We start from the raw sequence: 23,144 nt of genomic DNA, 5'->3' as shown, positions 1-23,144 counted from the left end.
GCGGTCCAGTCGGTCAGGCGGTCCAGTCGAGGATGATCTTGCCACTGCGCGCGGTGGAGGCCTCGTCGAAGGCCGCGTCGAAGTCCCGGTACCCGTACCGGCCCGTGATCACCGGGCTGAGGTCCAGGCCGGCCTCCAGCAGCACGGTCATCGCGTACCAGGTCTCGAACATCTCCCGGCCGTAGATGCCCTTGATGGTGATCATGGACGTGACGAGCTTCGCCCAGTCGACGGGGAACTCCTGCGCCGGCAGACCCAGCATGGCGATCCGGCCGCCGTGCGTCATGTTGGCGATCATGTCCTGGAGGGCCGCCGGCCGGCCGGACATCTCCAGACCGACGTCGAAGCCCTCGCGCAGGCCCAGCGTGCGCTGCGCGTCCGCGATCGAGGACTCGGCGACGTTGCAGGCGAGGGTGGCGCCGACCTTGCGGGCCAGGTCCAGGCGCGGCTCGCTGACGTCGGTGATCACCACGTTGCGGGCGCCGGCGTGCTTCGCCACGGCCGCGGCCATGATGCCGATCGGACCCGCGCCGGTGATCAGGACGTCCTCGCCGACCAGCGGGAAGGACAGCGCGGTGTGCACGGCGTTGCCGAACGGGTCGAAGATCGCGGCGACGTCCAGGTCGACCTCGGTCCGGTGCACCCAGACGTTGGAGGCCGGCAGCGCGACGTACTCGGCGAAGGCACCGTCCCGGCCGACTCCCAGACCGACCGTGCTGCGGCACAGGTGACGACGGCCGGCCAGACAGTTGCGGCACTTGCCGCAGACCAGGTGGCCCTCACCGCTCACCCGGTCGCCGACCGCGATGTCCCGGACGTCCGCACCGACCTCGGCGACCTCGCCGACGAACTCGTGCCCCAGCACCAGCGGCGTCGTGACGGCGCCCTGGGCCCACCCGTCCCAGGAACGGATGTGCAGGTCCGTCCCGCAGATGCCCGTCCGCAGCACCCGGATCAGCACGTCCCCGGCGCTGATCTCCGGCTCGGGGACGTCCATGAGCCACAGCCCCGGCTCGGCCTTGTGCTTGACGAGTGCCTTCATGGGCGGTGGCTCCTAGGGGGGTCGGCATCAGGGCGGCGGCGGCCGTGATGGTGCTGCTTCGCTGGTTCTTCGCGCGCACCAATGTGCCGAGTGATGCCCCCGGCGTCCATCGAGGTTTTCTTAAGCGGGTCGACAGAAGAACTTCACACGGCTCCGGCGGCGTACGCCGGACGCACCGCGGCGGCGTAGGCCGGACGCACCGGTGAAGGCGCGCGCGCTCCTCCCGCCGGACGCACGGCTCGGCGAGAGGAGCGCTGTTCCGGCTGCGTCAGGACCTCAGCTCACCGTCGCACGTGCTCCAGGCGGACCAGCCGGAACCGGGGGAGGTCTGTGAGCGGTGCCACACGCCTCCGGTGCGGTCGACGCCGAACAGCTCCACGCGCGGTGAGGGAAGTGCCCTCCGCTGTCCGACGCGGTCCGGGAGGGCCCACCGCCGTCCCGACAGGCCGCCCCCCCCGCCCGCCCCGTCGCCGGAAGCCGCCGCTCACCTCGTGGTCGCCCGGACGTCACCCGCGGACGCTTCGCTGTGCCGCGACGCCACCACCGTCCCATGCCGCTCGCCCTCCCCGTCCGTTCAGGAGATCCCGTGCCGTTCCCCAGGCCCGCCCGCGCCGCGACCGCCCTCGCCGCCGCCCTGCTGACCGCCGCCGCCCTGGCGCACCCGGCGGACGCCGTCGGCACGGATGCCGCCGGACCGGCCGTGCCCGACCTGAAGGTGCTCACCTACAACACCTTCCTCATGAGCACGAACCTCTACCCGAACTGGGGACAGCGACACCGGGCCGAGGCGATCCCGGCCGCCGGCTTCTTCCAGGGACAGGACGTCGTCGTTCTTCAGGAGGCGTTCGACAACGACGCCTCGGACGCGCTCAAGTCCCGCGCCGCCGCCGGTTATCCGTACCAGACGCCCGTCGTCGGCCGCTCGAAGGACGGCTGGGACGCCACCGGCGGGGCCTATTCCGCCCTCACCCCCGAGGACGGCGGGGTGACCGTGCTCAGCAGGTGGCCGATCGTCCGCAAGGAGCAGGTGGTCTTCAAGGACGCGTGCGGCTCCGACCGGTGGTCCAACAAGGGCTTCGCGTACGTCGTCCTGAACGTCTCCGGCACCCGGGTGCATGTCGTCGGCACCCACACGCAGTCCACGGACGGCGGCTGCGCGGCGGGTGAGGCGGCGGCCGACCGGGCCCGGCAGTTCCGGCAGATCGACGCCTTCCTGGACGCCAAGCGCATCCCGGCGGGCGAGCAGGTCATCGTCGCGGGCGACCTCAACGTCGACTCCCGGAGCGGTGAGTTCACCTCCCTGCTCGCCGACGCGGACCTCGACCCGGCGGAGGCCCGCACCGGCCACCCGTACTCCTTCGACACCCGCGAGAACTCCGTCGCCGCCTACCGGTACCCGAACGACGCCCGCGAGGACCTGGACCACGTCCTGCACCGCAAAGGCCACGCCCGGCCCGCCGGCTGGACGAACACGGTGGTCAAGGAGCGGTCCGCGCCCTGGACGGTGTCCGGTTGGGGCAAGGAGTACACCTACACCGACCTGTCCGACCACTATCCGGTCGTCGCCGGCGGCCGCTGAACGCCGGCGACCGGACGGAAACGTACTGTTGACGGGGAAGCGGCGGCTCTGTGAGGGTTGCGGATCACGTGCGGGCGGCGCGAACGGCCCCGGTGATCCCGGCCCGGCGCAGGAGGTGCCATGAACAGTGCCATGAACCGGCGGAACGGCCCCCGGCGGCCGTACGACGTCGTCCTCTTCGGCGCGACCGGCTTCGTCGGCGAACTGACCGCCGCCCACCTCCTGGCCCACGCGCCACAAGGCTGCCGCCTGGCCCTCGCCGGGCGGAGCCGGGCGAAACTGGAGCGGCTGCGGGAGCGCCTGGCCGACGGGCCGGGTCCCGAGCCCGCCCTGCTCACCGCCACCGCCGACGACCCGGCCGCCCTGCGTGACCTCGCGGAGTCCGCCCACGTCGTCGCCACCACCGTCGGCCCGTACCTCCACCACGGGGAACCGCTGGTCGCCGCGTGCGCCGCGGCGGGCACGGACTACCTGGACCTCACCGGCGAGACGGAGTTCGTCGACTCCATGTACGTGCGGTACGACGCCCAAGCGCGCGAGACCGGCGCGCGGATCGTGCACAGTTGCGGCTTCGACTCCGTCCCGTACGACCTCGGCGTCTACTACACCGTCCGGCGACTTCCGGAGGGCGTGCCGCTGCGCGTCGACGGCTTCGTCCAGGCCAGGGGCGCCTTCTCCGGCGGCACCCTGGCCTCCGTCCTGACCATCGCGGGACGCGGCCGGCAGGCGCTGGCCGCCGCGCGGGAACGGCGGCGGCACGAGCCGCGGCCCGCGGCCGGCCGCCGGGCGGAAGCGCCGCTGGGGGCACCGCGGTTCAGCCGGGAGACGGGCACCTGGGCGCTGCCGATGCCCACCGTCGACCCCCAGGTCGTACGGCGCTCGGCCGCCGCGCTGGAGCGGTACGGGCCCGACTTCCGCTACCGGCACTACGCGGCGCTGCCCACACTGCCGGCGGCGCTCGCCGCCCCGGCCGGAGTCGCCGCCCTCTTCGCCGCCGCCCAAGTACCGCCCCTGCGCGACTGGTTGACGAAACTCCACCCCGCCGGCCGGGGGCCGGACGCGGAGCGCCGGGCCCGGAGCTGGTTCCGCGTCCGGTTCGTCGGCGAGGGCGGCGGACGGCGGGTGTTCACCGAGGTCGCGGGCGGCGACCCGGGGTACGGGGAGACCGCCGTGATGTTCGCCGAGGCGGCACTCTCCCTCGCGCACGACGAACTCCCGCCCACCGCCGGGCAGGTGACGACCGCCGTGGCGATGGGGGACGCCCTGACGGAGCGGCTCACGGCGGCGGGGATCAGGTTCCGCGTCGCGGCGGCCGACTGAACGCGGCCGCGGGGCGGGCACGGCCGGCGGCCGCGCCGGAGTACCGGGCACCGGCCGCGTCCGGCGTACGGAATCCGGCCCGGGACGTCGTCGCCCGCCGACACGCGCCGTCCGCCGGTCACCCGGCGGCGCCGTGGCCGGCACCTGCCCACGCCGCCGCACCGCGCCGTGACCGCGTCCCCTCACAGCGCCGTGACCGCGTCCCCTCACCCCACACCGACGGACCCGGAGGAAGGCAGTATGCGTACGCGTTCGACCCTGGTGGCGACCGGCCTGCTGGCCGCGCTGATGACCGGAGGGACCGGCACGGCCGTGGCCGAACCCCGCGCGCCCCTCGGCACGGCGGCCCTGACCACCTGCGGGCGGCAGGCCCGCGTGGAGGTGTTCCGCGAGGGCGGCGTCCCGATGGCGGACTGGCGGGAGAACCTGGAGTTCGACGGCCGGGGCTCCCTCTGGGTCTCGAACCTGAGCAGGAACCGGGTCGAGGCGTACGCCCCCGACGGCACGTCGCGCGGCGGCTTCCGGCTGGCCGGACCCGGCGGCATCCGGCGCGGGCCGGACGGCATGATGTACGTCAACTTCGGGGTCAGCCCGCTGACCCCGCGCGGGGGAGTGGTGCGCTTCGATCCGTCGGCCGCCGAGCCGAGACCGGAGCGGGTCGTGGACGGGATCTCCGGTATCAACGGCCTCGCCGTCGACCCCGCAGGCAACCTCTACCTCAGCCGTGAACTGGCCACCGGCGTCCTCAAGATACGCCCGGACGGCACCCGCGACGAGGCGTGGACCAAGGCCGCGTCCGTCTTCGGCTCCAACGGCCTGGACATCGTCGATGACCAGCTCTACGTCAGCGTCCTCACGGACCCCACGTCCCGGATCGTACGCATCCCCCTCCACGACCCCGGCCGGCACACCACGGTCGCTCGCCTCAGCCCCAATCCCCTGCGCGCCAAGTTCCTGGACGACCTGACGCACTTCCGCGGCGACCTGGTGGTGGCCGGGTTCCGCAGCGGCGAGCTGGTCCGCGTCGACCCGGCGACCGGCGCGTCCTGCGTCCTGGCGACGGGGCTGCGCATGCCCACCAGCGTCCGTACCGCCCGGAACTTCGGCGGTCTCGACCCCGAGCACCACCTCTTCGTCGCCGAGGCGTCCGGCCGCATCGTCAAGGTGACCGTGGGGGACTGACGCGGAGGGGGCCGGGCCGCCGGCCCGGAGGCCGGGCGGCCCTCGGCGTCAGGCCCCTGCCACCAGTTCCTCCAGCCGGCCGACGACCTCCGCCGGGGCCGGCATCGTGCGGATCTCCTCGCGGACCTCCGCCGCGGCGGCCCGCAGCCCCTCGTCCGCCAGCACCGACTCCAGCAGCTCCGGCCCGATCTCCTCCGTCCGGACGGCCCGGCCGGCCCCGCGGTCGGCGACGAGCCGGGCGACGACCGGCCGGCCGAGCCCCTTGAGGACCGGCATGATCTGCGGCAGCCCGTGCGCCAGCGCGCCGAGCGCGGTGCCCGGGCCCCCGTGGTGGACGACCGCGGAACAGCGGGCCAGGAGCGCGCTGTACGGCACCCAGTCGAAGGCGCGCACATTGTCCGGGAGCGGACCGAACGGTTCCAGGTCGACGTGCGGGAGGACCACCACGAACTCGGCGTCCGTCTTGGGCGCCGTGGCCAGGATCCGCTCCATGACCAGCGCCGCCTCCCCGGGCACGGGTCCGCTGCCCAGCGAGACGGCGATCCGCGGCCTCTCGGGCACCCGGTTGAGGAGGTCGAACAGCGGCTTCGGCAGCGGCCCGCCGCCGTTGAACGGCACGTACCGCATCGGCCAGGCGCCGGGCTCGGTGGGCACGACGCTCGGCGGGGTGATGTCGATGACCGCACGGGCCTCGGGGAGGTCCACCCCGTGCCGCTCGAACAGGTCGGCGTGCAGCTCGCGCATCAGCTCGGCGGACGGGTTGAGGAAGCCGAAGCCGTGCTGCACCGCGGGCACCCCCAGCTTCGCCGCCGCCACCATCCCGGGCGTCAGCAGCGGGGAGTGCACCACCACGTCCGGCCGCCACTCCTCGGCCGTCCGGATCACGGCGGCCACCATCTCCGGCTGGAGCCGCAGCGCCGCCGCGACCGCGCCGCCCACCACCTCCAGGTAGCCGGCGCCGTCCGCCTCCTGGAGCAGCTTGCCGGCCACCTCGGGGTGGCGCTGGGCCAGCATGCCCACCATCCGGTCCAGGGACAGGCCCGGCGCGACGTCCACGGTGCGCGCGCCGGCCTCGCCCAGGGCCAGCCCCGGGCCGCAGGAGGCGACCAGGACCTCGTGGCCGGCCGTCTGGAGCGCCCAGGACAGCGCGACCAGGGGATAGGTGTGACCGGTGCCCGGGGTGGTCGTGATCAGTACGCGCATGGGCGTGGGTTCTCCGTTCGGGAGCGGGAAGCGGTGGGGTCGTGTGTGGGGAGGCGTTCAGCGCAGTGCCGCCACCGGGTGCTCCGGGCGCAGCCCGATCGCCATCGCCCGGGCCGGGCCGCCCTGGAGCGGGGGCAGGCGCCGCAGGATCCGCAGCACCCGGGGGGTCGTGGACTTCCCCTGGCCGTTGATCCACGGCTCCAGGAAGCCGGTCTGCAGGGCCCGTTGGATGCGCTGGGTGACCACCGTCGGCGGCATGCGGCGGCGCTGCACCCGCCGCAGGTGCGCGACCTCCAGCGTCCCGTCGCGCAGCGGTTCCGCCAGGACGTTGGCGGCGGCCACGGCGTCCTGGACGGCGAGGTTGATGCCGACGCCCATGATGGGCGACATGGTGTGCGCGGCGTCCCCGATGCACAGCAGCCCCGGCCGCCACCACTGCCGCAGCCGGTCGATCTGTACGTCGAGCACCTTGACGTCGTCCCAGGTGCGTACCTCGTGCACCCGGTCCGCCAGGAACGGCTTGAGCGCGGCCAGCGACTCCCGGAAGGCCTCGAGGCCCTCGGCGCGCAGTTGTTCGTAGCCGCCCTTGCGGACGGCGAGGGCGGCCTGCCAGTGACCCTGCCGTTCGATGCGGACGAGCAGCCGGCCGTCGGCGGAGAGCCGTCCGACCATGCCGCCGGGGTCGTCGTCCCGCTTGGACAGCCGGAACCACAGGATGTCCATGCCCGAGCCGAACGCCCGGTGCCGCAGCCCGGCCGCCGCGCGGACCGCCGAGCGCCGGCCGTCGGCGGCGACGGTGAGGTCCGCGTGGAGTTCCCGCTCCCGCCCCTGGGGGTCGCGGTAGCGGACGCCGGTGACCCGGTCGCCGGACCGCAGGATTCCGGTGACCTCGCTCTCGCGCAGCAACCGGAAGTTGGGGAACCGGTCGGCCTCCTCCACGAGGAAGTCGAGGAAGTCCCACTGCGGCAGGAAGGTGATGTAGGGGAACTCGCCCGGCAGCCTGCGGAAGTCGGCCAGCGTGAAGGGCCCGTCGTCGGTGACGACCTGGAGGCGGTGGATGCGGTGGTGGGGGAGCTTCCGGAAGCGGTCTCCCAGGCCGAGTTCGCCCATGAGGCGGTGGGTGGAGGCGTGCACCGTGTCGCCCCGGAAGTCACGCAGGAAGTCGGCGTGTTTCTCCAGGACCACGGTCTCCACGCCGGCCCTGGCGAGCAGCATGCCGAGCATCATTCCGGCGGGTCCCGCACCGGCGATGGCACACGTCGTACGACTCATCCCCTGCCCTTCCTCGGTCGGTCGTGTCGTGCGGTAGGTCGTGTCGTGCGATGCGGTGCGGCCGTACCGTCCGGTTCGGTCGTGCTCGGTCGTGTCCGGTCGTGTCATGCCGTCGTGCCCCGGTTCACCAGGTGACGGGCAGCGCCTCCGGCGCCCGCGCGATCAGTCCGGGCTTCCACGGCACCTCCTCCGGCGGCACGGCCAGCCGGAGGGTGGGGAACCGGGCGGTGATCCCCTCCAGGGCCACCTTGAGCTCGGCCCGGGCGAGGCTCGCGCCGAGGCAGTAGTGCTGCCCGTGGCCGAACCCCAGGTGCGGGTTGTTCTCCCGGTCGAAGCGGATCGTCTCGGGGTCCTCGAAGACCCGCTCGTCGCGGTCCCCGGCCGCCCGTTGGAAGATGACGGTGTCGCCCTTGCGGATCGGCACCCCGCCGATCTCCACGTCCTCGGCGGCCCGGCGCGGGAAACTGCCCACCGACCGCAGCGGGATGACGCGCAGCATCTCCTCGATCGCGGGGTCGAGCAGCGAACGGTCCGCGCAGAGCCGCTCGTAGAGCTCGCGCTGCGCGAGCAGCAGGAAGGAGACGTTGGAGATCATGCTGAGGGACGTCTCGTGACCGGCCATGAGGATGCCGATGCCGGTCCGCACGGCCTCGACCTCCGACAGCCGGCCGGCGTCCAGCGCCTCGATGAGCACGGATATCAGGTCGTCGGAGCGGCTGTCCCGGCGCTGTTTGATCAGCCGGCGGAGGAAGGCCTCCAGGCCGTCGCGGGCCTCGTCGATCTCCTCCTTGGAGTGCGCGGAGGTGGCCACGAAGACGTCCGAATACCTGCGGAACCGCGCCCGGTCCTCGTACGGGACGCCGAAGAGCTCGACGATCATCCGGACGGGGAGCGGGACCGCCAGCCGCTGCACGAGGTCACCGGGCGGGCCCGCCGCCTCCATGGCGTCCAGCTCGCTGGTGACGAGGTCGCGCATGCGGTCCGCGAGTTGCGAGACGATGCGCGGGCGGAACGCGTGCGCGACGACCTTGCGGATCCGGCCGTGGTTCGGGGGGTCCATGCTGAGCAGGTTGCCCGGACGCAGCGGCAGCGGCGTCACCCGCGCGGTGTCGGGGGCCGTCGCCGCGAACGAGCTGAAGCGGGTGTCGGCGAGGAACTGCTTGATCTCGTGGTAGCCGGTGACGAGCCAGGCGTCACCGCCGTAGGGCATCCGCACCCGGGAGACCGGCTCGTTGCGGCACAGTTCCCCATAGCGGGGGTGCAGGTCGAGTCGGACCACCGGGCCGAAAGGGTAGGCCTGTGGCCCGGACGTGTCTGTGGCAGACATGGATGCCACCTTCTGCGAGTCGTTCGGCGCACGGAGGATCCGTCGCACGGTGATGGAGAGCCGGGCGGCCCCCGCCGGGCCGCTGGGGCCCGCGAGGTGCGGCGTCGTCCTGTGGAGGTCCCGGCGACCGGTGCCGGAGAACGGAAGACGACGGGGCGGAGCTGAGAGCGAAGAGGGCCGAGGGCGACGGGACAGGACCGAACGGGACGGGACGTCGGAACTCTTCGTGGGCGGAGCCGATCGTGACGACGGTGGCGCCGAGGCGTCCGTCGGCCCGGTCCGGCGAGGGGAATCCTCCCACAACGGCCGCTGGGGGAAGGTGTGTTCGACGTCCTGGTGCGGGGCGGCCGGCCGGCGGAAGGGGGCGCCCCCGTGCGTCCCGTTCCGGGTGCGCCGTCGCGGACGGGCCGCCCTGCGGTATCCCGGGACACGCCGAGCGCCCGCGGGGACGGACGGCGGTGAGGCCGTCCGTCCCCGCGGGCGCTCGGGGCGTGGGATGTGGGGGAGGGCGCCGGGCGGTGCCCTCGGCGGTGAGGGAGGGGACGGAGGTGATGAGGTTTCGCAGCGGACGCGGCCGGAGCGGTGACGGAGAGGCGACAGGGGGCAACGGGACGCCCGGGGGATACCGGCCGGACGGCCGGCGCCCGGTCAGGCCCTCGGCCGGGGCCCTCCGGCGGGCTCGGCCCGGCCCGCCTCGCCGGCCTGGGCCTCCCGTTCCACCCGCTCGGCGAAGCGGACCCACACGTCGGCGCACTCCCGGGCCAGCCGGGTGACGCCGTCCGCGCAGTGCGGCGGAATGGTGGCGGCGAGCTTCTCCCACACCGTGGCGTCCAGGTCGTGCACGGCGAAACCGCGCAGCAGGAAGCGGCCGGACCGGGAGAGCCGCAACGCCGGATCCTTGCGGAGCCGGTCCAGCCGTTCCCGCGCGTCGCGCAGGGACGGCGCGTCGGCGATCCGCGTCTCCGGGCGCGATTCCGTCCGCGGCTCCCGGGCCCGCTCGACGGCGGTACCCGAGCCCCGCGGCACCGGGTCCATGCCGAGCAGCAGGCGCTTCTTCACATCGTGCGCCGTGCCGAGCGAGATCCCTGCGAGCCGGGCGATCTCGCGCAGACTCGCCTCCGGGCGCTGCCGGATGGCCTCGACCGCCCGCAGCCGGCCACTGGCGACGCTCGCGACGTCCGCCCTGCGCCGCTTGCCGTCCAGCCCGATCCGCGTGTTCAAGTGGGCAACATCGACGCTTGAACGGCGGACCCGGGCGACGGTCCGGGGTGACAGGGCGGTGACGGACGCGACGTACCGGTCCGAGAGCGCGGGGCTCTCCCGCAGGATCCGGGCGGCGGCGGCGAGCCGGTCGTCGTGGGTGAGCGGCTTGCCGTGGGAGATGTTCAGGCTCACCGCGGTGGCGAACACGTTCCGTTCCGGCATGTCCAACAGGTAGGCGCTGATGGTCCGGTCGCCCCGGGCGCGGGCGGCGGCGAGCCGGTGCATCCCGTCGATCACCCGCCCGGTCGGGCGGTGGACCACGATCGGCGGAAGGTCCTCGTCCAGCGCGACGAGCGAGTCGACGTACGCCCGGTCCAGGCCGTCGGTACGCGGCGAATCGGCGGACAATAAGGAGTCCACCGGCACATCGGAGCGCGTCGTCGCGCTCAGGACCGGTGTCAGGAAAGGCATGGAGCCGCCATCGTCACTCATCAGATCCCCCGCGTTCCCCCGCATGACTGATGGTGCTGCGCCCTTACGCTAACCACGCGCTTCGGATCCAGGCAAGAGGTTGACGGAGGGTATGACCGGCCGTCGGGCGGAAGTTCCAATTCCCTGGAGCGAGCGGCGAGTTGGAAGAGGAACCGGCAGACGTGGGTCCGGTCGCCGGCCGCGGTTTCCCGCCGGTGAACGCGTGGGGACGAAGGTACGCTTCCGTCGCGCCGCGGGGCCGAAACGGAAGCGCGCCACCATCCCGGGGCCCCTCCCGTCCTCCGCGAGCGGACCGCGCCGGGAAGCGCCCGCGGACCGCAATCCTCCTGTTGAGACGCCTCGTTCAGGGCGTGCGCACACATGGACGGGGCCGCCCGCGCCGCGTACGGTCAGGGCGTCGATTCCGAGCCAGGCGCGGTACGGGGCGGTTCGGTGCCCGTTCGGCGATCGGCGTTCCCGAGGCCCCGGCCCGGCGCGCCCTGCCGCGCGCCCTGCCGTGCGGCGCACCGGGCGGACGGCCCCGCCGGGCCCCGGGTCACCACCTCCGCCGACCGGTACGTCCGGTCCCATCCGCCGCCGTCCGGCGCCAACCGGTCCCTCGAACCTGTGGAACCCACCTGTTCAGCGAACGAAAGGTCACCACCGTGCGGGAGTACTACGACGTCGTGATCATGGGTGGCGGGCCGGCCGGCTCCACCCTCGGTGCCCTGCTCGCCCAGCGCAGCGACCTGCGGACGGCCATCTTCGACAAGGAGGTGTTCCCCCGCGAGCACATCGGCGAGTCGTTCGCCCACCCCGTGGTCCCGGCGCTCCAGGAGAGCGGGGCCCTCGGCAAGGTCCTCGCCAGTCCGTGCTGGGTGAAGAAGTTCGGCGGCGTCTACGCCTGGGACCCGGACCGGCCGAGCGTCGCCCTCTTCGACCGGGCGCTGTTCGAGAAGGACGGCGTGCTGCGCTGGACGATGCACGTCAACCGGGCCGAGTTCGACCACATTCTGCTCGATCACGCCGCCGACGTGGGGGTGGACGTCTTCCAGGGCACCGCCGTCACCGCCTACGAACCCGACGTGAACGGCGGGGTGGTCCGCCTCGCCGACGGAACCTCGGTCCGCGCCGGCTACTTCGTCGACGCCTCGGGCCGCCAGAGCAGCGTCTCCGCCGCCCGCAACAAACGCGGCTGGCTCTCGAACTTCAAGAACATCGCCATCTGGCAGCACTTCACCGGTGGCCGGCACACCCAGAACCTGCCCGCCGACTGGAACGTCTTCACCGCCGACAACTTCTCGCCCATCGGCTGCTTCGCCTTCCGCGACGGCTGGTGCTGGTACATCCCCGTACCGAAGATCATCGACGGCCGGCGCGTCCTCACCCACTCCGTCGGCATCGTCACCAACCCGGCCGTCCTCAAGGAGCCCGGGCGCGACTACACCGACCAGGCGACGTTCCTCGCCGCCGTGCGCGAGGTCCCGTACCTCAAGGACCTCGTCACCGACGTGGTGCCGGTCGCGGACCACATGATCACCGCCACCAACTACTCGCGCGTGGCAGAGGAGTTCGGCGACTACGACGAGCGGCACCTGCTCGTGGGCGACGCGGCCTTCTTCGTCGACCCCCTCTTCTCCTCGGGCGTCGCCGTCGCCCTCACCCAGGCGCAGGCCGCCGCGCTGCTGCTGGTGAAGACCACCGACGGCAGCCTGGAGGAGGCCGACCGGCGGCAGCTCTGGCGGGACTACAACGACAAGTGGCACGGCACCGCCGAGACGTTCGCCCTGATGATCGACCAGTGGTACCACGCCATCGCCAAGAACAACCCGGGCAGCGTCTACTGGAACACCCGCGGCACCGGCGCCGACCTCGGCATCCGCGAGCAGACCTTCGACGCCCTGCTCAACACGGCGTTCCAGCCCGCCCTGCTGGACGTCATGACGCACAACAGCCGCCGGGTCGAGGACCTGGACGCGGCCGGCCCCTACCTGTCCGCCACCGCCCTGGCCGAGCCGGCCGGCCTCACCCCCGACGCCGTCCTCACGCTGGCCCCCACCACCGCCGTCCGCGACGGCGTCACCATGGTGGTGCCCGGCTTCAAGGCCACCAACCCGCCCGCCAACGTCCGGCTCCCGCCCGCCGTCCTGGACGGCATGGCCGACTACTGGCGCAACCCCCTGACCCACCACGCCGCGGTGCCGGCGCCGCTGCGCGACACCGTGCCGTGCCGGCGGATCCACTCCACCGAGGACCCGCACGGCCCGTCCATCGACGCCGACGCCCGCCGGGACGGCGTGGACGAACTGTGGGACCTGCTGAGCGCCGGCCCGGTGAAGTACGGCGAGATCGCCGGGCGCCTCACGCCCGCGCAGATCCGCCTCGTCAAGCGCATGTGCGTGGGCGGCTTCCTGCGCATCGCCCCGGCCGCCTGAGGGAGGGGCGCCCCGGCCCCTGCCTCTCCGGCGGGGCCGGGGTACACGGCCCCGCCGGCGTCCGCGTCCGACGGCGGCCCGTCCGTTCGGTGATCCGTCCGTGCGGTTCATCCGTCCACCGCGGCTCATCCGTCCACCGTGACTCACGCGCCCACTCCCGGCTCGCGCGCCCACCTCGGCTCGCCCCTCCACGCCGGATCACCCGCCCCGGACCCGCGCCGCCGTCGTCATCGGCAGCCGGTGCGGGCTCAGGACGAGGCGGGGTGCCGGGCGGACCCGGCGGCCGCCCGCCGGGCGCAGATCCCAGCCCGCGGCGACGGTCGCCAGCGCCAAGGCCGCCTCGGTGAGGGCGAAGACGTCGCCGATGCACTTGCGGGGGCCGCTGCCGAACGGCAGGAACGCCGTGCGCGGCGGCGCGGGGGCACCCGGCGCGGTGATCCAGCGGTCCGGGTCGAAACGCTCGGGGTCGGGGAACAGGTCCGGCCGCCGGTGGAGGAGGTAGGCGCTGTAGACCACGGCCGTACCGGCGGGGAGGGTGTGTCCGCCCAGGAGCGTCTCGTGGGTGGTGGTCCGGGTGAGCAGCCAGGCCGGCGGGTACAGCCGCAGCGCCTCGTTGACCACCGCCGCGGTGAGCCGCAGGTCCGGCAGGTGGGTGAGGGTGGCGGCGGGGGCGTCGCCGAGCACCGTGTCCACCTCGGCGCGCAGCCGGCGGGCCACCTCGGGGTGGCCGCCCAGCAGGTGCAGGGCCCAGGCCAGGGCGCTGCCGCTGGTCTCCGTGCCGGCGGCGAAGAAGGTGACGAGCTGGTCGGCGACCTCGTCGTCGGACGGCGCCCGGCCGTCCGGCCCGTCCCGGCCGGCGGCCAGCAGCAGGGAGAGCAGGTCGCCGTGGTCCGCGCCGGTACCGGGCGGGCCGTCGTGACGGTCGGTGATGAGCCGGCCGATCGCGCCGCGGAGCCGGGACCGTGCCCGGTCGTAACGGCGGTTGCCGGGCGTCGGCAGCCGGTCGGCCGCCGGTGGTACGAGGGCGCGCCGCGGGATGCCCGCCACGACGGTGGTGAAGTCGTCGAGCAGCGGCGCGAGCCGCGCGTCGTCCGCCTCCGCGCCGAACATCGCCGCGACGGTGATCCGGGCGCTGAGCGCGAGCATCTCGTCGGCGGCGTCGACCGTCCCGCCGTCGCGCCACGCCCCCGTCGTGACCCGTACCTGACGGGTCATCACCTCGGCGTAGGAGGCCATCCGCGCGGAGTGGAACGCCGGTTGCACCAGCTTCCGTTGGCCCCGGTGGTCGCGGTGCGGGCAACTGGCCAGACCGTTCCCGGTCACCTCCCGGATCCGTTCGTAGAGGGGGCCGCCCTTGTCGAAGGTCCGGTCGTCCCGCAGGACGTGGCGGGTGAGCTCGGGGTCGCAGACCACCACCGCCCGGACGGGACCGAGCCGGACCTGGACCAGGTCGCCGCGGGCGGGCAGCGCGTCGAGGAAGGCGAGGGGGTCGCGAAGGAGGGGCAGGGCGTGGCCGAGGAGCGGCAACGCCCCCGGGGCGACACCGTAAGTGCAGCGAGCGGTCACGAGCGCTCCGAGGTTCGTACCGACGGGGGGCGGCGGCCCGGCGCGCGGACACGGCGACCAGGGCCGCCCTCGGGCACGGGTCGAACCCCGCGTTCCGGGCCGCCGAGGTACCCCGTGCCCCCGACACGTCGCCACAATCCCCGGCAATCGGGGAGCACAGGGGTGAAAGACGGGCGAACTCCGGCGAAGGGCTCCCCTGCGCGCGCCTCGGTGCGGAGGGCGACCGGCGCTCTTCCGGAAAGGCGGCGCGTGATCGTCCCCACGCGCCGCACAGCTCGCGGCGGTCGGCTTACCGCTCCCAGTGCCCCGGTCGGTCCAGGCCTTCCGGCAGCCTGGTCCGGGCGTCGCCCCGGGCCGCGTTCACCTGGAGCTGGGTCAGGAAGAAGGCTCCGGTCAGGTCCGCTCCGGCCAGGTTCGCGTCGCGCAGGTCGGCGCCGATGAGGTCGGCCTCGCGGAGGTCCGCGTCCGAGAGGTCGGCGGCGATCAGGTACGCGCCGCGGAGGTCGGCCGCCCGGAGGTCCGCGCCGCGGAGGCGCGCGCCCATCAGGTCGGCGCCCCGGCGGTTCTTCCCCTTCCCGCCCTTCCCCGCCCTGGCTCCCTTGCCCCCCTTGCCGGCCCTTCCGCCGGCTCCCTGGGTGCCCGCGTCCCCGCCGCGCACCAGCTCGCTCGCGCGCAGCAGCAGGACGTTCACCTCCTGCCGGAGCGCGGGCACGTCAAGCCCGAGGAGCACCTCGGCCTCCGACCGGGTCAGCGCCTCGATCCTGCCGAGTACCCGGCGGACGTCACGGTGGACCGGACGGGCCTTCGGCAGCGCCAGCACCTCCGCCAGATACCGCAGCAACTCGTGCAACTGCCGCATCACCGGAAACACGTCGAACATCGCCTTGGCCGTCTCCGGCGCCTCCCGCCAGCTCGTCCCCCCGAAGGTGACCTGCGAGACCTTCTGCCCGGCGCCGAAGCAGTCGTACACCGTGCACCCCGAGAAACCTTTCTCCCGGAGCGTGGTGTGCGTGCCGCAGCGGAAGTCCTCCCGCAGGTTGGGGCAGGGCTTCCCGGCGTCCTTGCCGATCGCGAAGTCGGCCGAGACCGCGAACGGCAGGGCCACGCAGCACAGCGCGAAGCAGTTGCCGCAGTCGGCCCGCAGGCCGAGGGAGTCGGTGTCGGGGACGTCGCGTATGTCGGCCACGGTGCGCGGAGTTCCTTCGAGGGCGGGGCCGCGGCGGGGCCGGGGCGCGGAGCGGGCGGGTCCCGGCCGGTCCTGCGGGGGCGGCGCGGGGGTGATCACACCAGTTTAGGGCGTGCCCGGGGCGGGCCGCCGGGGCGGCGCCGGAGCGGCTTCGAACACGGAGCCCACCGCGTTCGCACCGGTGATCGAGCAGTCCGCGCCGTCGTGGACTTGGCGGCTTCCGGCCCTGTGCGCGAGCCATGCGGGCCGTGAGGCTGGAACGAGTGCCGCCGGCCGCCCGCCGGTGGCCGGCGCGTGTTCGGGACATGCCCGCCGGTGGCGAGCGCGCGCCGAGAGCCGAGAAGGAAGGAGTCCCGTATGCCTCCGATCCCGGTCAAGCCCGGCATCTACAAGTTCCATGCCCACATCATCGGCCCGTCCGCCCTGATGACGGCCACCGAGCACGCCGTCCGGCACGGTGCCCCGGTCATCGCCGACCGGCTGAACCCGCTCCCGATCGAGCAGGAGTGGAGCGTCGAGCCCGTCGAGCCGGTCCCGGGCGCGCCGTACGTGATCCGCCTCGCCCACCACCAGGAGGCGGGCCTCGTGATCGCCGAGGAGAAGCTCTTCGTCAACGGGGTCCAGCGCGGCGAACTGGCGACCTTCACGTTCGAGCCGGTGCTCGGCGGCGTCAAGATCCTCTCCGACAAGGGCCTCGCCCTGCGGGCCGGGCACCGCGGCGCGCAACTCGTTCTCGTTCCGCCGAAGCCCGAGTTCCAGGAGACGTGGACCCTGGAGTACGTCAGCCCGCCCAACGAGGACTAGCGGACCGGAGGACCGGCCGAGAGGCTCGCGGGGCGGCCCGGCACGCGCGGCCGGGGCGCCCCGCGACCGTCGCCGCCCTGGCACCGCCGCCTCCGGCCACCGCTCACCGCCGCCGCTTCGCGCCGAGGAACCGCTTCAGCCGCTGCAACGGCCACGCGTTGACGACGTCGTCCTTCGTCAGCCGGCCGCGCCGGGCCGTGCCCACCCCGAAGCGCAGATAGGGCAGGTGGGTGACCGCGTGGGCGTCCGTGCTGACGGCGAACTTCACGCCGTGGCGGCGCGCCCGCAGGATGTCCTCGTCACACAGGTCCAGCCGCTCCGGGTGGGAGTTGATCTCCAGCGCGGTGCCGGTGCGGGCGCAGGCGGCGAAGACCGCGTCGAAGTCGGCGTCGATGCCGGGCCGCTTGCCGATCCGGCGGGCGGTGGGGTGGCCGATGACCGACACGTACGGGTTCTCGCAGGCCCGCACCAGCCGCCGGGTCAGCTCCTCGCGGGTCTGGTGGAAGTGCGAGTGCACCGAGGCCACGCACAGGTCGAAACCGGCGAGGAAGTCGTCCGGCCAGTCCAGGTCGCCGTCCGGCCCGATGTTCAGCTCCGTGCCGTGCAGGAGCCGCATCTTCCGGTGCCTGCCGTCCAGCGCCCGCACCCGCTCCCGCTGGGCCAGGATCTTCTCGTCCGTCATCCGCTGCATGTACAGGTTCGGAGCGTGGTCGGTGACGGCGTAGTACGCGTATCCGCGCTCGGCCGCCGCGGCCACCATCTCCTCCAGCGGGGACACGCCGTCCGTGAGGTCGGTGTGCGTGTGCAGGTCCCCGCGGATGTCGTCCTCCGTGATCAGGTCCGGGAGGTCGTCCCGCAGCGCGGCGGCGATCTCCCCGCGGTCCTCGCGGAGCTCCGGCGGGATCCAGGGCAGCCCGAGCCGCGCGTAGACCTCCTCCTCCGTCCGCGAGGCGACCTTGCGGCCGCTCCCCGTGCGGAAGAGGCCGTATTCGGAGAGCTTGAGCTCCTTGCGCACGGCGATCTCGCGGATACGGATGTTGTGCGCCCTGGAGCCGGTGAAATAGAGCAGCCCGGCACCCCACGCGTCCGGCGGCAGGACCCGCAGGTCGACCTGGAGGCCGGTCCGGGTCCGCACGGACGTCTTCTTCCGGCCGCCGGCGATGACCTCCGCGGTGTCCGGCAGGGCGCGGAAGGCCGCCATGAACGGCTCGGGGTCGTCGGCCGCCACCAGGATGTCGATGTCGCCGATGGTCTCCCGCATCCGCCGCAGCGACCCCGCGTAGGCGCAGTCCGCGCAGCCGGGCACGGCCGAAAGCTCCGCGACGATCTTCTCCGCCGTGTCCAGGGCGGCCGAGAGCAGGATCCGGCCGCCCGCCCGCTGCATCAGCTCGATGCCGTGCAGGATGTTCCGCTCGGTCTTCTCCCCGAATCCCTTGAGGTCGCGCAGTCGTTCCGCGCGGACGGCGTCGAGCAGTTCCGGTACCGAGGAGACGCGGAGCTCCTCGTAGAGAGCGAGGGCCTTCTTCGGCCCCAGGGTGGGGATGGCGAGCAGCTCCCGCACTCCGGCCGGGACGGACGCGCGGGTCTCCTCGAAGGCCGCGACCCGGCCCGTCCGCAGGAACTCCTCGATCTTCTCGGCGATCGACTTCCCGACGTTGGGGATCTCGCGCAGCGCCTTGGCGTCCAAGGAGGACACGTCGTCCGGATGTCCGCCGACGGCGCGGGCCGCCTTCTCGTAGGCGCGCGCCTTGAACGCGTCGCCCCCGGTGATGGCGACGAGGTCGGCGTACTCCTGGAGCAGCGCCTCGACCACCGCGTTGGGCCGGGCCATGGGTTCAGCGTGCCACCGGGCCGCCGCCCGCACATCTCGGCGACGGCCGGCTCCGGCCCGTTGTCGGACCCCGGTGCGACACTGCGAACGTGAGATGGGCAGTGGTGGGAGCGGGGGACGTGAAGGGCGGGGCCGTACGGCTGCGCCCGGTCGGCGACGACGGGCGGCCGACGGGCCCGGCCGTCGTCGAGCCGAGCCTGGCCGCGGCCGTCCGGGCCCGGCCGGACGCGTCGCGGTGGATCTGGCCGTCGACGGGGGAGGCGTACGGGCGCGCGGCGGCGGCCGGCGTGCACGTCGAGCGCTGCCACGACGTGGAGGCCGCGGAGGCGCTGCTCGTCGGGCACGCGGAGGGGCAGTCCGGTCAGCCCCGGTCGCTCGCCGCCGCCTGGGCGCGGCTCAAAGGGCTGCCCGTCCCCGCCGACCCGCCCGCCCGCGCGCCCGACGGACAGCCGTCGCTGTTCGACCCCGGCCCGGTCCCGCTGCCGCCCGGCACCGATCCACTGGACGCTCTGCTCGACGTGTACGCCGACCAGCAGGCCCGGGTGAAGGACACGGAACACCCCGGACGGATGCGGCTGCTGCTCGCCGCCGAGTCCGCGGGCACGCTCGTCGCCGCCGAGATGTCCCGCGCGGGAGTGCCCTGGCGCGCCGACGTCCACCGGGCGCTGCTGACGGCGCTGCTGGGGGAGCGGTATCCGGGCGGGCAGGAGACCCGGCGGCTGGCCGAGCTCGCGGACGAGGTGTCGCGCGCGTTCGGAGGCGTCCGCGTCCGGCCCGACCTGCCCGCCGACATCGTCCGCGCGTTCGCTCGCGAGGGCGTCGCCCTCTCCTCCACCCGCGCCTGGGAGCTGCGCCGCGTCGACCACCCGGCCGTCGCGCCGCTGCTGGAGTACAAGAAGCTGTACCGGCTGCACACGGCGCACGGCTGGCAGTGGCTCCAGACCTGGGTCCGCGACGGCCGGTTCCGCCCCGAGTACGTGCCGTCCGGCACGGTCACCGGCCGGTGGACGACGAACGGCGGCGGCGCCCTGCAGATCCCCAAGGTGATCCGGCGGGCCGTGGTGGCCGACCCCGGCTGGCGGCTGGTGGTCGCCGACGCCGACCAGATCGAGCCCCGGGTGCTGTCCGCCGTCTCCCGCGACCCCGGTCTCATGGAGGTCGCGGGATCCGGCCGCGACCTCTACGCGGACCTGGCCGAGCGGGCGTTCGCCGGCGACCGGGACCGGGCCAAGCTCGCGGTGCTGGGCGCCATCTACGGGCAGACGGCGGGGGACGGTCTCAAGCACCTGGCCGACCTGCGCCGGCGCTTCCCCCGGGCGGTGGCGCACGTGGACGACGCGGCCCGGGCGGGGGAGGAGGGGCGGCTGGTACGGACGTGGCTGGGGCGGACGTGTCCGCCCGCCTCGACCGCCGTGCCTGACGAGGCGGGGCTGCCGCAGGACGAGCCGGCCGGTTCCCCCGGCGCGGCGCGCGCCCGCGGCCGGTTCACCCGCAACTTCGTCGTCCAGGGCAGCGCGGCCGACTGGGCGCTGATCGTGCTCGCCCTGGTCCGGCAGGCCCTCGCCGGGCTCCGCGCCGAGCTGGTCTTCTTCCAGCACGACGAGCTGATCGTGCACTGCCCCGAGGAGGAAGCCGAGGCGGTGACGGAGGCGATCCGGTGGGCCGGGGACGAGGCCGGGCGCCTCGCGTTCGGCGAGACGCCGGCCCGCTTCCCGTTCACGGTCGCCGTCGTCGAGTGCTACGCGGACGCCAAGGACTGACGGGCGGGGGCCCGGACCGCGACCGGCGTCTCCGGGCCCGGCGTCCGTGATCCGGCGTCGAGGATCGGCGTCCCCGGTCCGCGCCCGTGGCGAGGGTCGCGCGGACCGGGCGCCTTCACCCGGCCGAGGGGGCCCCTCGCCCGTCCCGGTTCACCGTCCCCGGCGACGGTATTCGCGGAGGAGCACGGCCAGGGCGCCGGGCAGCGGCGGGCGGACCGGCCGGCGCAGTACGGACGGCCCCGCGGCCAGGGCGGCGTCGGCGGTCAGTATCTCCAGGGCGATCACCGCCCGGGTGAAGGCCCGGTGCCCGGGCGGCGTGAAGGCCACCAGCCGCCGGGCCGCGAGCAGGTCCCGGCGGGCCAGCAAGAGCTGGTCGCGCAGCAGGCCGCGGACGCCGGGCGCCTCCCGCCCCCGTTCGAGCGCGGCACGGGTGACGCCGTACCGCTCCAGGGCCTCCTCGGACAGGCCGAGGCGGCCGTCCCGCAGGTCCTCGGCCAGGTCGTTCACGAAGTCGAGGCGCTGGCTGCCGTCGATGTACGCGCGGCAGACCTCGCGGGAGGCGTCCGCGTCGGCCTCCGGGGCCAGCAGCAGCCCGGCGATCGTCATGAACGCCGGGAGCGCGTAGACGTCGACGTACTTCTGGTACTCGCCCTCGGTGGCGAAGCCGGTGGTGTCCCGCTCCAGGGGCGCCCCGGTGAGGAAGTCCTCCACGTGGCCGCGCAGCCGGGGATGCGCGGCGACGGTGTGCAGCAGGGGCCCGACGACCGGGTGCCCGTCCTCGCCCCCGGCCAGTCCGGCCCGGACCCGGGCCTCCCAGGCGGGCCAGGCGGCGGCCGCGCCGGGACCCCGGTCGAGCAGGTTGTCGGTGTGGTGCATGAACGCCGTGGCGGCGATGGCGTGCGGGACGAGCGCGGGCGGCAGCAGCAGTCGCACCGCCAGGTAGGCGTGCCGGCGGTAGCCGGCGACCACGGCGCGCTGCCGGGTGTAGTCGGCGCGCAGCCGGGGGTCGCCGATGCCGGCGGCGGTCAGTGCCCGCTCCCACGAGCGGCCGCTGGGGGTCCACGCCTGCATGCCGGTCCGTCTCCCTGTCCGTGGTGATCGACCCGATCGTGACGATCGACCCGTCCGTGGTGATCGATCTCTCCGTGGTGACCGATCTCTCCGTGATGATCGACGGGCCGAGCCTACCGGCCCGGCCCAGGCAGTCTCACCGGTAGGAGGCGACCAGGCGGGCCAGGTGCCGGCCCGCCGTGTGCAGCGGTTCCTCGCTGCGTGACACCTGGGCGGCCAGCTCCGCGCCCTCCAGGGTGCTGATCACCGTGTGCGCGAGGTCGTGGGCGTCGTTCTCGGCGAGTCCCGCGCCGGTCAGCTTGGCGTGCACCAGGGCGCGCCAGCGGGCGAAGGCCTCCGCCGCCGCCCGCTGGATGTCCGGGGCACGGCCCGCCGTGCCGAGGGCGGTGGCGGTGACCGGGCAGCCGTCCGCCCAGTCGGACGCGCGCAGGATCTCCGCCAGCGTGTCCGTGCAGGCCACGAGGGCGTCCCCCGGGTCCTCCGCGCTCTCCAGCGCGCCGCGCAGGAGGTCGGTGAACTCCTGGTCACCGTGGCGGATCGCCGCGACGGCCAGCTCCTGCTTGCCGCCCGGGAAGAAGTGGTACAGGGAGCCGAGCGTGGCCCCGGCCTCCTGGGAGATCTGTTTGATCCCGGTGCCGTCGTAGCCCTGGCGCTGCATCAGCCGGGAGGCCGCGCGGACGATCCGTTCCCGGGTGTCGAGGACGGCCTCCGCCCCGGCGCCGTCCCCTGTGGTCGTCTTCATCCCCGCAGCCTACCTGGATAGAGCGTTCGCCCTACTGAGTAGAGCGTTCTTTCTAGGGGCGTGCTACGGTGATCACCAATTAGAGCGTTCGTTCCAGAGGGGGCTTTCATGAGCAGGCAGTCCGTGCACGAGCAGGCCATCAGCGCGCAGTCGACGAGCACGCAGTCCATGGGCGCGCGGCCGGCCGGCAAGCGACCCGTCACCGTCATCGGCCTCGGCCCGATGGGCAAGGCGATGGTCCGCGCGTTCCTGAAGCAGGGACACCCGGTCACCGTGTGGAACCGCACCGCCTCCAAGGCCGGCGACCTGGTGGCCGAGGGTGCCGTCCTCGCCGCCTCCGTGGGGGAGGCGCTGGCAGCCGACGAGTTGGTCGTGATGAGCATGACGGACCACGACGCCGTCCACGCGGTGCTGGAGCAGGCCCCGGACGCCGTCCGCGGCCGGGTGATCGTCAACCTCAGCTCCGACACCCCCGACCGGGCCCGCGAGACGGCGGGCTGGGTCGCCCGGCACGGCGGAACACACCTCACCGGTGGAGTGCAGTGCCCGCCCTCCGGCATCGGCGACCCGCAGTCGTCCACGTTCTACAGCGGCGACGAGGCGGCGTTCGAAGCCCACAAGGACACGCTGGCCGTCCTCACCGGCACCGACTACCGCGGCGCCGACCCGGGCCTCGCGCAGTTGCACTACCAGATCCAGATGGGGATCTTCTGGACCGGACTCATCAGCTACGTCCACGCCCTGGCCGTGGCCGACGCGCACGGCATCTCCGCCGCGGAGTTCCTGCCCTACGCCCAGTCGACGGCGGCTTCCCTCCCGGACTTCTACGCCTTCTACGCCCCGCGCGTCGACGCCCGCGACCACACCGGCGACGTCGACCGGGTGGCCATGGGCGCCGCCAGTGTCGACCACATCGTCCACACCGCCCGCGCCGCCGGCGTCGACCCCGCCCTCCCGGGAGCCGTCCTGGACGCCTTCCGCCGCGCCGCCGCGGCCGGGCACGCCGACTCCAGCCTCACCAGCCTCTTCGAGGTCTTCACCAAGGGCGCCGCGTAACGGCCCGCCGCCGGCCCGGCCCTCCGGACGTCCGCCGCGACGGGCGGCCGAGGGGCGTCACGCCCTGTTGATCTATGATCACGATCGTTCCGCT

Annotated in this window: 18 protein-coding genes; 8 read left to right on the top strand and 10 right to left on the bottom strand. The window is 74.1% G+C overall.

Annotated features, from left to right (window positions below; all coding sequences use genetic code 11):
• Positions 1-13 precede the first annotated feature (13 nt).
• Complete coding sequence (gene tdh / locus ACZ6X9_RS06175; RefSeq protein WP_469776754.1) at positions 14-1,042, bottom strand: L-threonine 3-dehydrogenase; 1,029 nt, start codon at positions 1,040-1,042, stop codon at positions 14-16.
• 550 nt (positions 1,043-1,592) lie between these two features.
• Between tdh and sph the strand changes: the two genes are divergently transcribed.
• The 3 genes from sph (at position 1,593) to ACZ6X9_RS06160 (ending at position 5,123) form a co-directional block, all read left to right on the top strand.
• The gene (sph, locus tag ACZ6X9_RS06170; protein WP_469776753.1) at positions 1,593-2,621 is read left to right on the top strand and encodes a sphingomyelin phosphodiesterase; all 1,029 of its coding nucleotides are present in this window, start codon (positions 1,593-1,595) and stop codon (positions 2,619-2,621) included.
• Between the two features lie 132 nt (positions 2,622-2,753).
• Complete coding sequence (locus tag ACZ6X9_RS06165; protein WP_469777619.1) at positions 2,754-3,941, top strand: saccharopine dehydrogenase family protein; 1,188 nt, start codon at positions 2,754-2,756, stop codon at positions 3,939-3,941.
• A 240-nt stretch (positions 3,942-4,181) separates the two neighbouring features.
• Positions 4,182-5,123 carry an SMP-30/gluconolactonase/LRE family protein gene (locus ACZ6X9_RS06160; protein ID WP_469776752.1) on the top strand — a complete coding sequence of 314 codons (942 nt, stop codon included), beginning with the start codon at positions 4,182-4,184 and terminating at the stop codon, positions 5,121-5,123.
• A gap of 48 nt (positions 5,124-5,171) precedes the next feature.
• Here the strand turns inward: ACZ6X9_RS06160 and ACZ6X9_RS06155 are convergent, their stop codons facing one another.
• The 4 genes from ACZ6X9_RS06155 to ACZ6X9_RS06140 form a co-directional block, all read right to left on the bottom strand.
• Complete coding sequence (locus tag ACZ6X9_RS06155) at positions 5,172-6,326, bottom strand: nucleotide disphospho-sugar-binding domain-containing protein (RefSeq protein ID WP_469776751.1); 1,155 nt, start codon at positions 6,324-6,326, stop codon at positions 5,172-5,174.
• Positions 6,327-6,383: 57 nt separating this feature from the next.
• Complete coding sequence (locus tag ACZ6X9_RS06150) at positions 6,384-7,598, bottom strand: FAD-dependent oxidoreductase (RefSeq protein WP_469776750.1); 1,215 nt, start codon at positions 7,596-7,598, stop codon at positions 6,384-6,386.
• 124 nt (positions 7,599-7,722) lie between these two features.
• A complete protein-coding gene (locus ACZ6X9_RS06145; protein WP_469776749.1) occupies positions 7,723-8,925 on the bottom strand; it encodes a cytochrome P450 in 1,203 nt (400 codons plus the stop codon).
• A gap of 648 nt (positions 8,926-9,573) precedes the next feature.
• On the bottom strand, positions 9,574-10,599 hold the full coding sequence (locus ACZ6X9_RS06140; RefSeq protein WP_469776748.1) for a ParB/RepB/Spo0J family partition protein: 1,026 nt from the start codon (positions 10,597-10,599) through the stop codon (positions 9,574-9,576).
• A gap of 665 nt (positions 10,600-11,264) precedes the next feature.
• Between ACZ6X9_RS06140 and ACZ6X9_RS06135 the strand changes: the two genes are divergently transcribed.
• Positions 11,265-13,034, top strand: a complete 1,770-nt coding sequence (locus tag ACZ6X9_RS06135) for an NAD(P)/FAD-dependent oxidoreductase (protein WP_469776747.1) — start codon at positions 11,265-11,267, stop codon at positions 13,032-13,034.
• A 198-nt stretch (positions 13,035-13,232) separates the two neighbouring features.
• Here the strand turns inward: ACZ6X9_RS06135 and ACZ6X9_RS06130 are convergent, their stop codons facing one another.
• Both ACZ6X9_RS06130 and ACZ6X9_RS06125 read right to left on the bottom strand, forming a co-directional pair.
• Complete coding sequence (locus ACZ6X9_RS06130; RefSeq protein WP_469776746.1) at positions 13,233-14,600, bottom strand: cytochrome P450; 1,368 nt, start codon at positions 14,598-14,600, stop codon at positions 13,233-13,235.
• A 289-nt stretch (positions 14,601-14,889) separates the two neighbouring features.
• Positions 14,890-15,786, bottom strand: coding sequence for a pentapeptide repeat-containing protein (locus tag ACZ6X9_RS06125; RefSeq protein ID WP_469776745.1), 897 nt, complete (start codon positions 15,784-15,786; stop codon positions 14,890-14,892).
• 357 nt (positions 15,787-16,143) lie between these two features.
• Between ACZ6X9_RS06125 and ACZ6X9_RS06120 the strand changes: the two genes are divergently transcribed.
• Positions 16,144-16,590, top strand: coding sequence for a hypothetical protein (locus tag ACZ6X9_RS06120; RefSeq protein ID WP_469776744.1), 447 nt, complete (start codon positions 16,144-16,146; stop codon positions 16,588-16,590).
• Between the two features lie 103 nt (positions 16,591-16,693).
• On the opposite strand, the gene polX is transcribed toward ACZ6X9_RS06120, so the two are convergent.
• Complete coding sequence (gene polX, locus ACZ6X9_RS06115; protein ID WP_469776743.1) at positions 16,694-18,421, bottom strand: DNA polymerase/3'-5' exonuclease PolX; 1,728 nt, start codon at positions 18,419-18,421, stop codon at positions 16,694-16,696.
• Between the two features lie 89 nt (positions 18,422-18,510).
• On the opposite strand from polX, the gene ACZ6X9_RS06110 reads away from it, so the two are divergent.
• Positions 18,511-20,181, top strand: coding sequence for a bifunctional 3'-5' exonuclease/DNA polymerase (locus ACZ6X9_RS06110; RefSeq protein WP_469776742.1), 1,671 nt, complete (start codon positions 18,511-18,513; stop codon positions 20,179-20,181).
• Positions 20,182-20,331: 150 nt separating this feature from the next.
• Here the strand turns inward: ACZ6X9_RS06110 and ACZ6X9_RS06105 are convergent, their stop codons facing one another.
• The gene (locus ACZ6X9_RS06105) at positions 20,332-21,252 is read right to left on the bottom strand and encodes a squalene/phytoene synthase family protein (RefSeq protein WP_469776741.1); all 921 of its coding nucleotides are present in this window, start codon (positions 21,250-21,252) and stop codon (positions 20,332-20,334) included.
• A gap of 23 nt (positions 21,253-21,275) precedes the next feature.
• Here ACZ6X9_RS06105 and ACZ6X9_RS06100 point away from each other — a divergent pair, with 23 nt between their 5' ends.
• Entirely contained in the window at positions 21,276-21,398 is a 123-nt protein-coding gene (locus tag ACZ6X9_RS06100; RefSeq protein ID WP_469776740.1) for a hypothetical protein, read from the top strand.
• Here the strand turns inward: ACZ6X9_RS06100 and ACZ6X9_RS06095 are convergent.
• A complete protein-coding gene (locus tag ACZ6X9_RS06095) occupies positions 21,389-21,994 on the bottom strand; it encodes a TetR/AcrR family transcriptional regulator (protein WP_469776739.1) in 606 nt (201 codons plus the stop codon). The genes ACZ6X9_RS06100 and ACZ6X9_RS06095 overlap by 10 nt on opposite strands.
• A 168-nt stretch (positions 21,995-22,162) precedes the next feature.
• On the opposite strand from ACZ6X9_RS06095, the gene ACZ6X9_RS06090 reads away from it, so the two are divergent.
• The gene (locus tag ACZ6X9_RS06090; RefSeq protein WP_469777618.1) at positions 22,163-23,050 is read left to right on the top strand and encodes an NAD(P)-dependent oxidoreductase; all 888 of its coding nucleotides are present in this window, start codon (positions 22,163-22,165) and stop codon (positions 23,048-23,050) included.
• Positions 23,051-23,144: the final 94 nt, after the last annotated feature.

The sequence above is a fragment of the Streptomyces sp. NPDC052910 genome (assembly GCF_055585605.1).
The sequence above is the reverse complement of the archived record's forward strand: the minus strand, read 5'-3'. Positions and strand labels throughout refer to the sequence as shown.

Coding starts and splice junctions, on each gene's coding strand:
- tdh (WP_469776754.1), bottom strand. CDS start 1,042: ATGAAGGCACTCGTCAAGCACAAGGCCGAGCCGGGGCTGTGGCTCATG.
- sph (WP_469776753.1), top strand. CDS start 1,593: ATGCCGCTCGCCCTCCCCGTCCGTTCAGGAGATCCCGTGCCGTTCCCC.
- ACZ6X9_RS06165 (WP_469777619.1), top strand. CDS start 2,754: ATGAACCGGCGGAACGGCCCCCGGCGGCCGTACGACGTCGTCCTCTTC.
- ACZ6X9_RS06160 (WP_469776752.1), top strand. CDS start 4,182: ATGCGTACGCGTTCGACCCTGGTGGCGACCGGCCTGCTGGCCGCGCTG.
- ACZ6X9_RS06155 (WP_469776751.1), bottom strand. CDS start 6,326: ATGCGCGTACTGATCACGACCACCCCGGGCACCGGTCACACCTATCCC.
- ACZ6X9_RS06150 (WP_469776750.1), bottom strand. CDS start 7,598: ATGAGTCGTACGACGTGTGCCATCGCCGGTGCGGGACCCGCCGGAATG.
- ACZ6X9_RS06145 (WP_469776749.1), bottom strand. CDS start 8,925: ATGTCTGCCACAGACACGTCCGGGCCACAGGCCTACCCTTTCGGCCCG.
- ACZ6X9_RS06140 (WP_469776748.1), bottom strand. CDS start 10,599: ATGCCTTTCCTGACACCGGTCCTGAGCGCGACGACGCGCTCCGATGTG.
- ACZ6X9_RS06120 (WP_469776744.1), top strand. CDS start 16,144: ATGCCTCCGATCCCGGTCAAGCCCGGCATCTACAAGTTCCATGCCCAC.
- polX (WP_469776743.1), bottom strand. CDS start 18,421: ATGGCCCGGCCCAACGCGGTGGTCGAGGCGCTGCTCCAGGAGTACGCC.
- ACZ6X9_RS06105 (WP_469776741.1), bottom strand. CDS start 21,252: ATGCAGGCGTGGACCCCCAGCGGCCGCTCGTGGGAGCGGGCACTGACC.
- ACZ6X9_RS06095 (WP_469776739.1), bottom strand. CDS start 21,994: ATGAAGACGACCACAGGGGACGGCGCCGGGGCGGAGGCCGTCCTCGAC.
- ACZ6X9_RS06090 (WP_469777618.1), top strand. CDS start 22,163: ATGGGCGCGCGGCCGGCCGGCAAGCGACCCGTCACCGTCATCGGCCTC.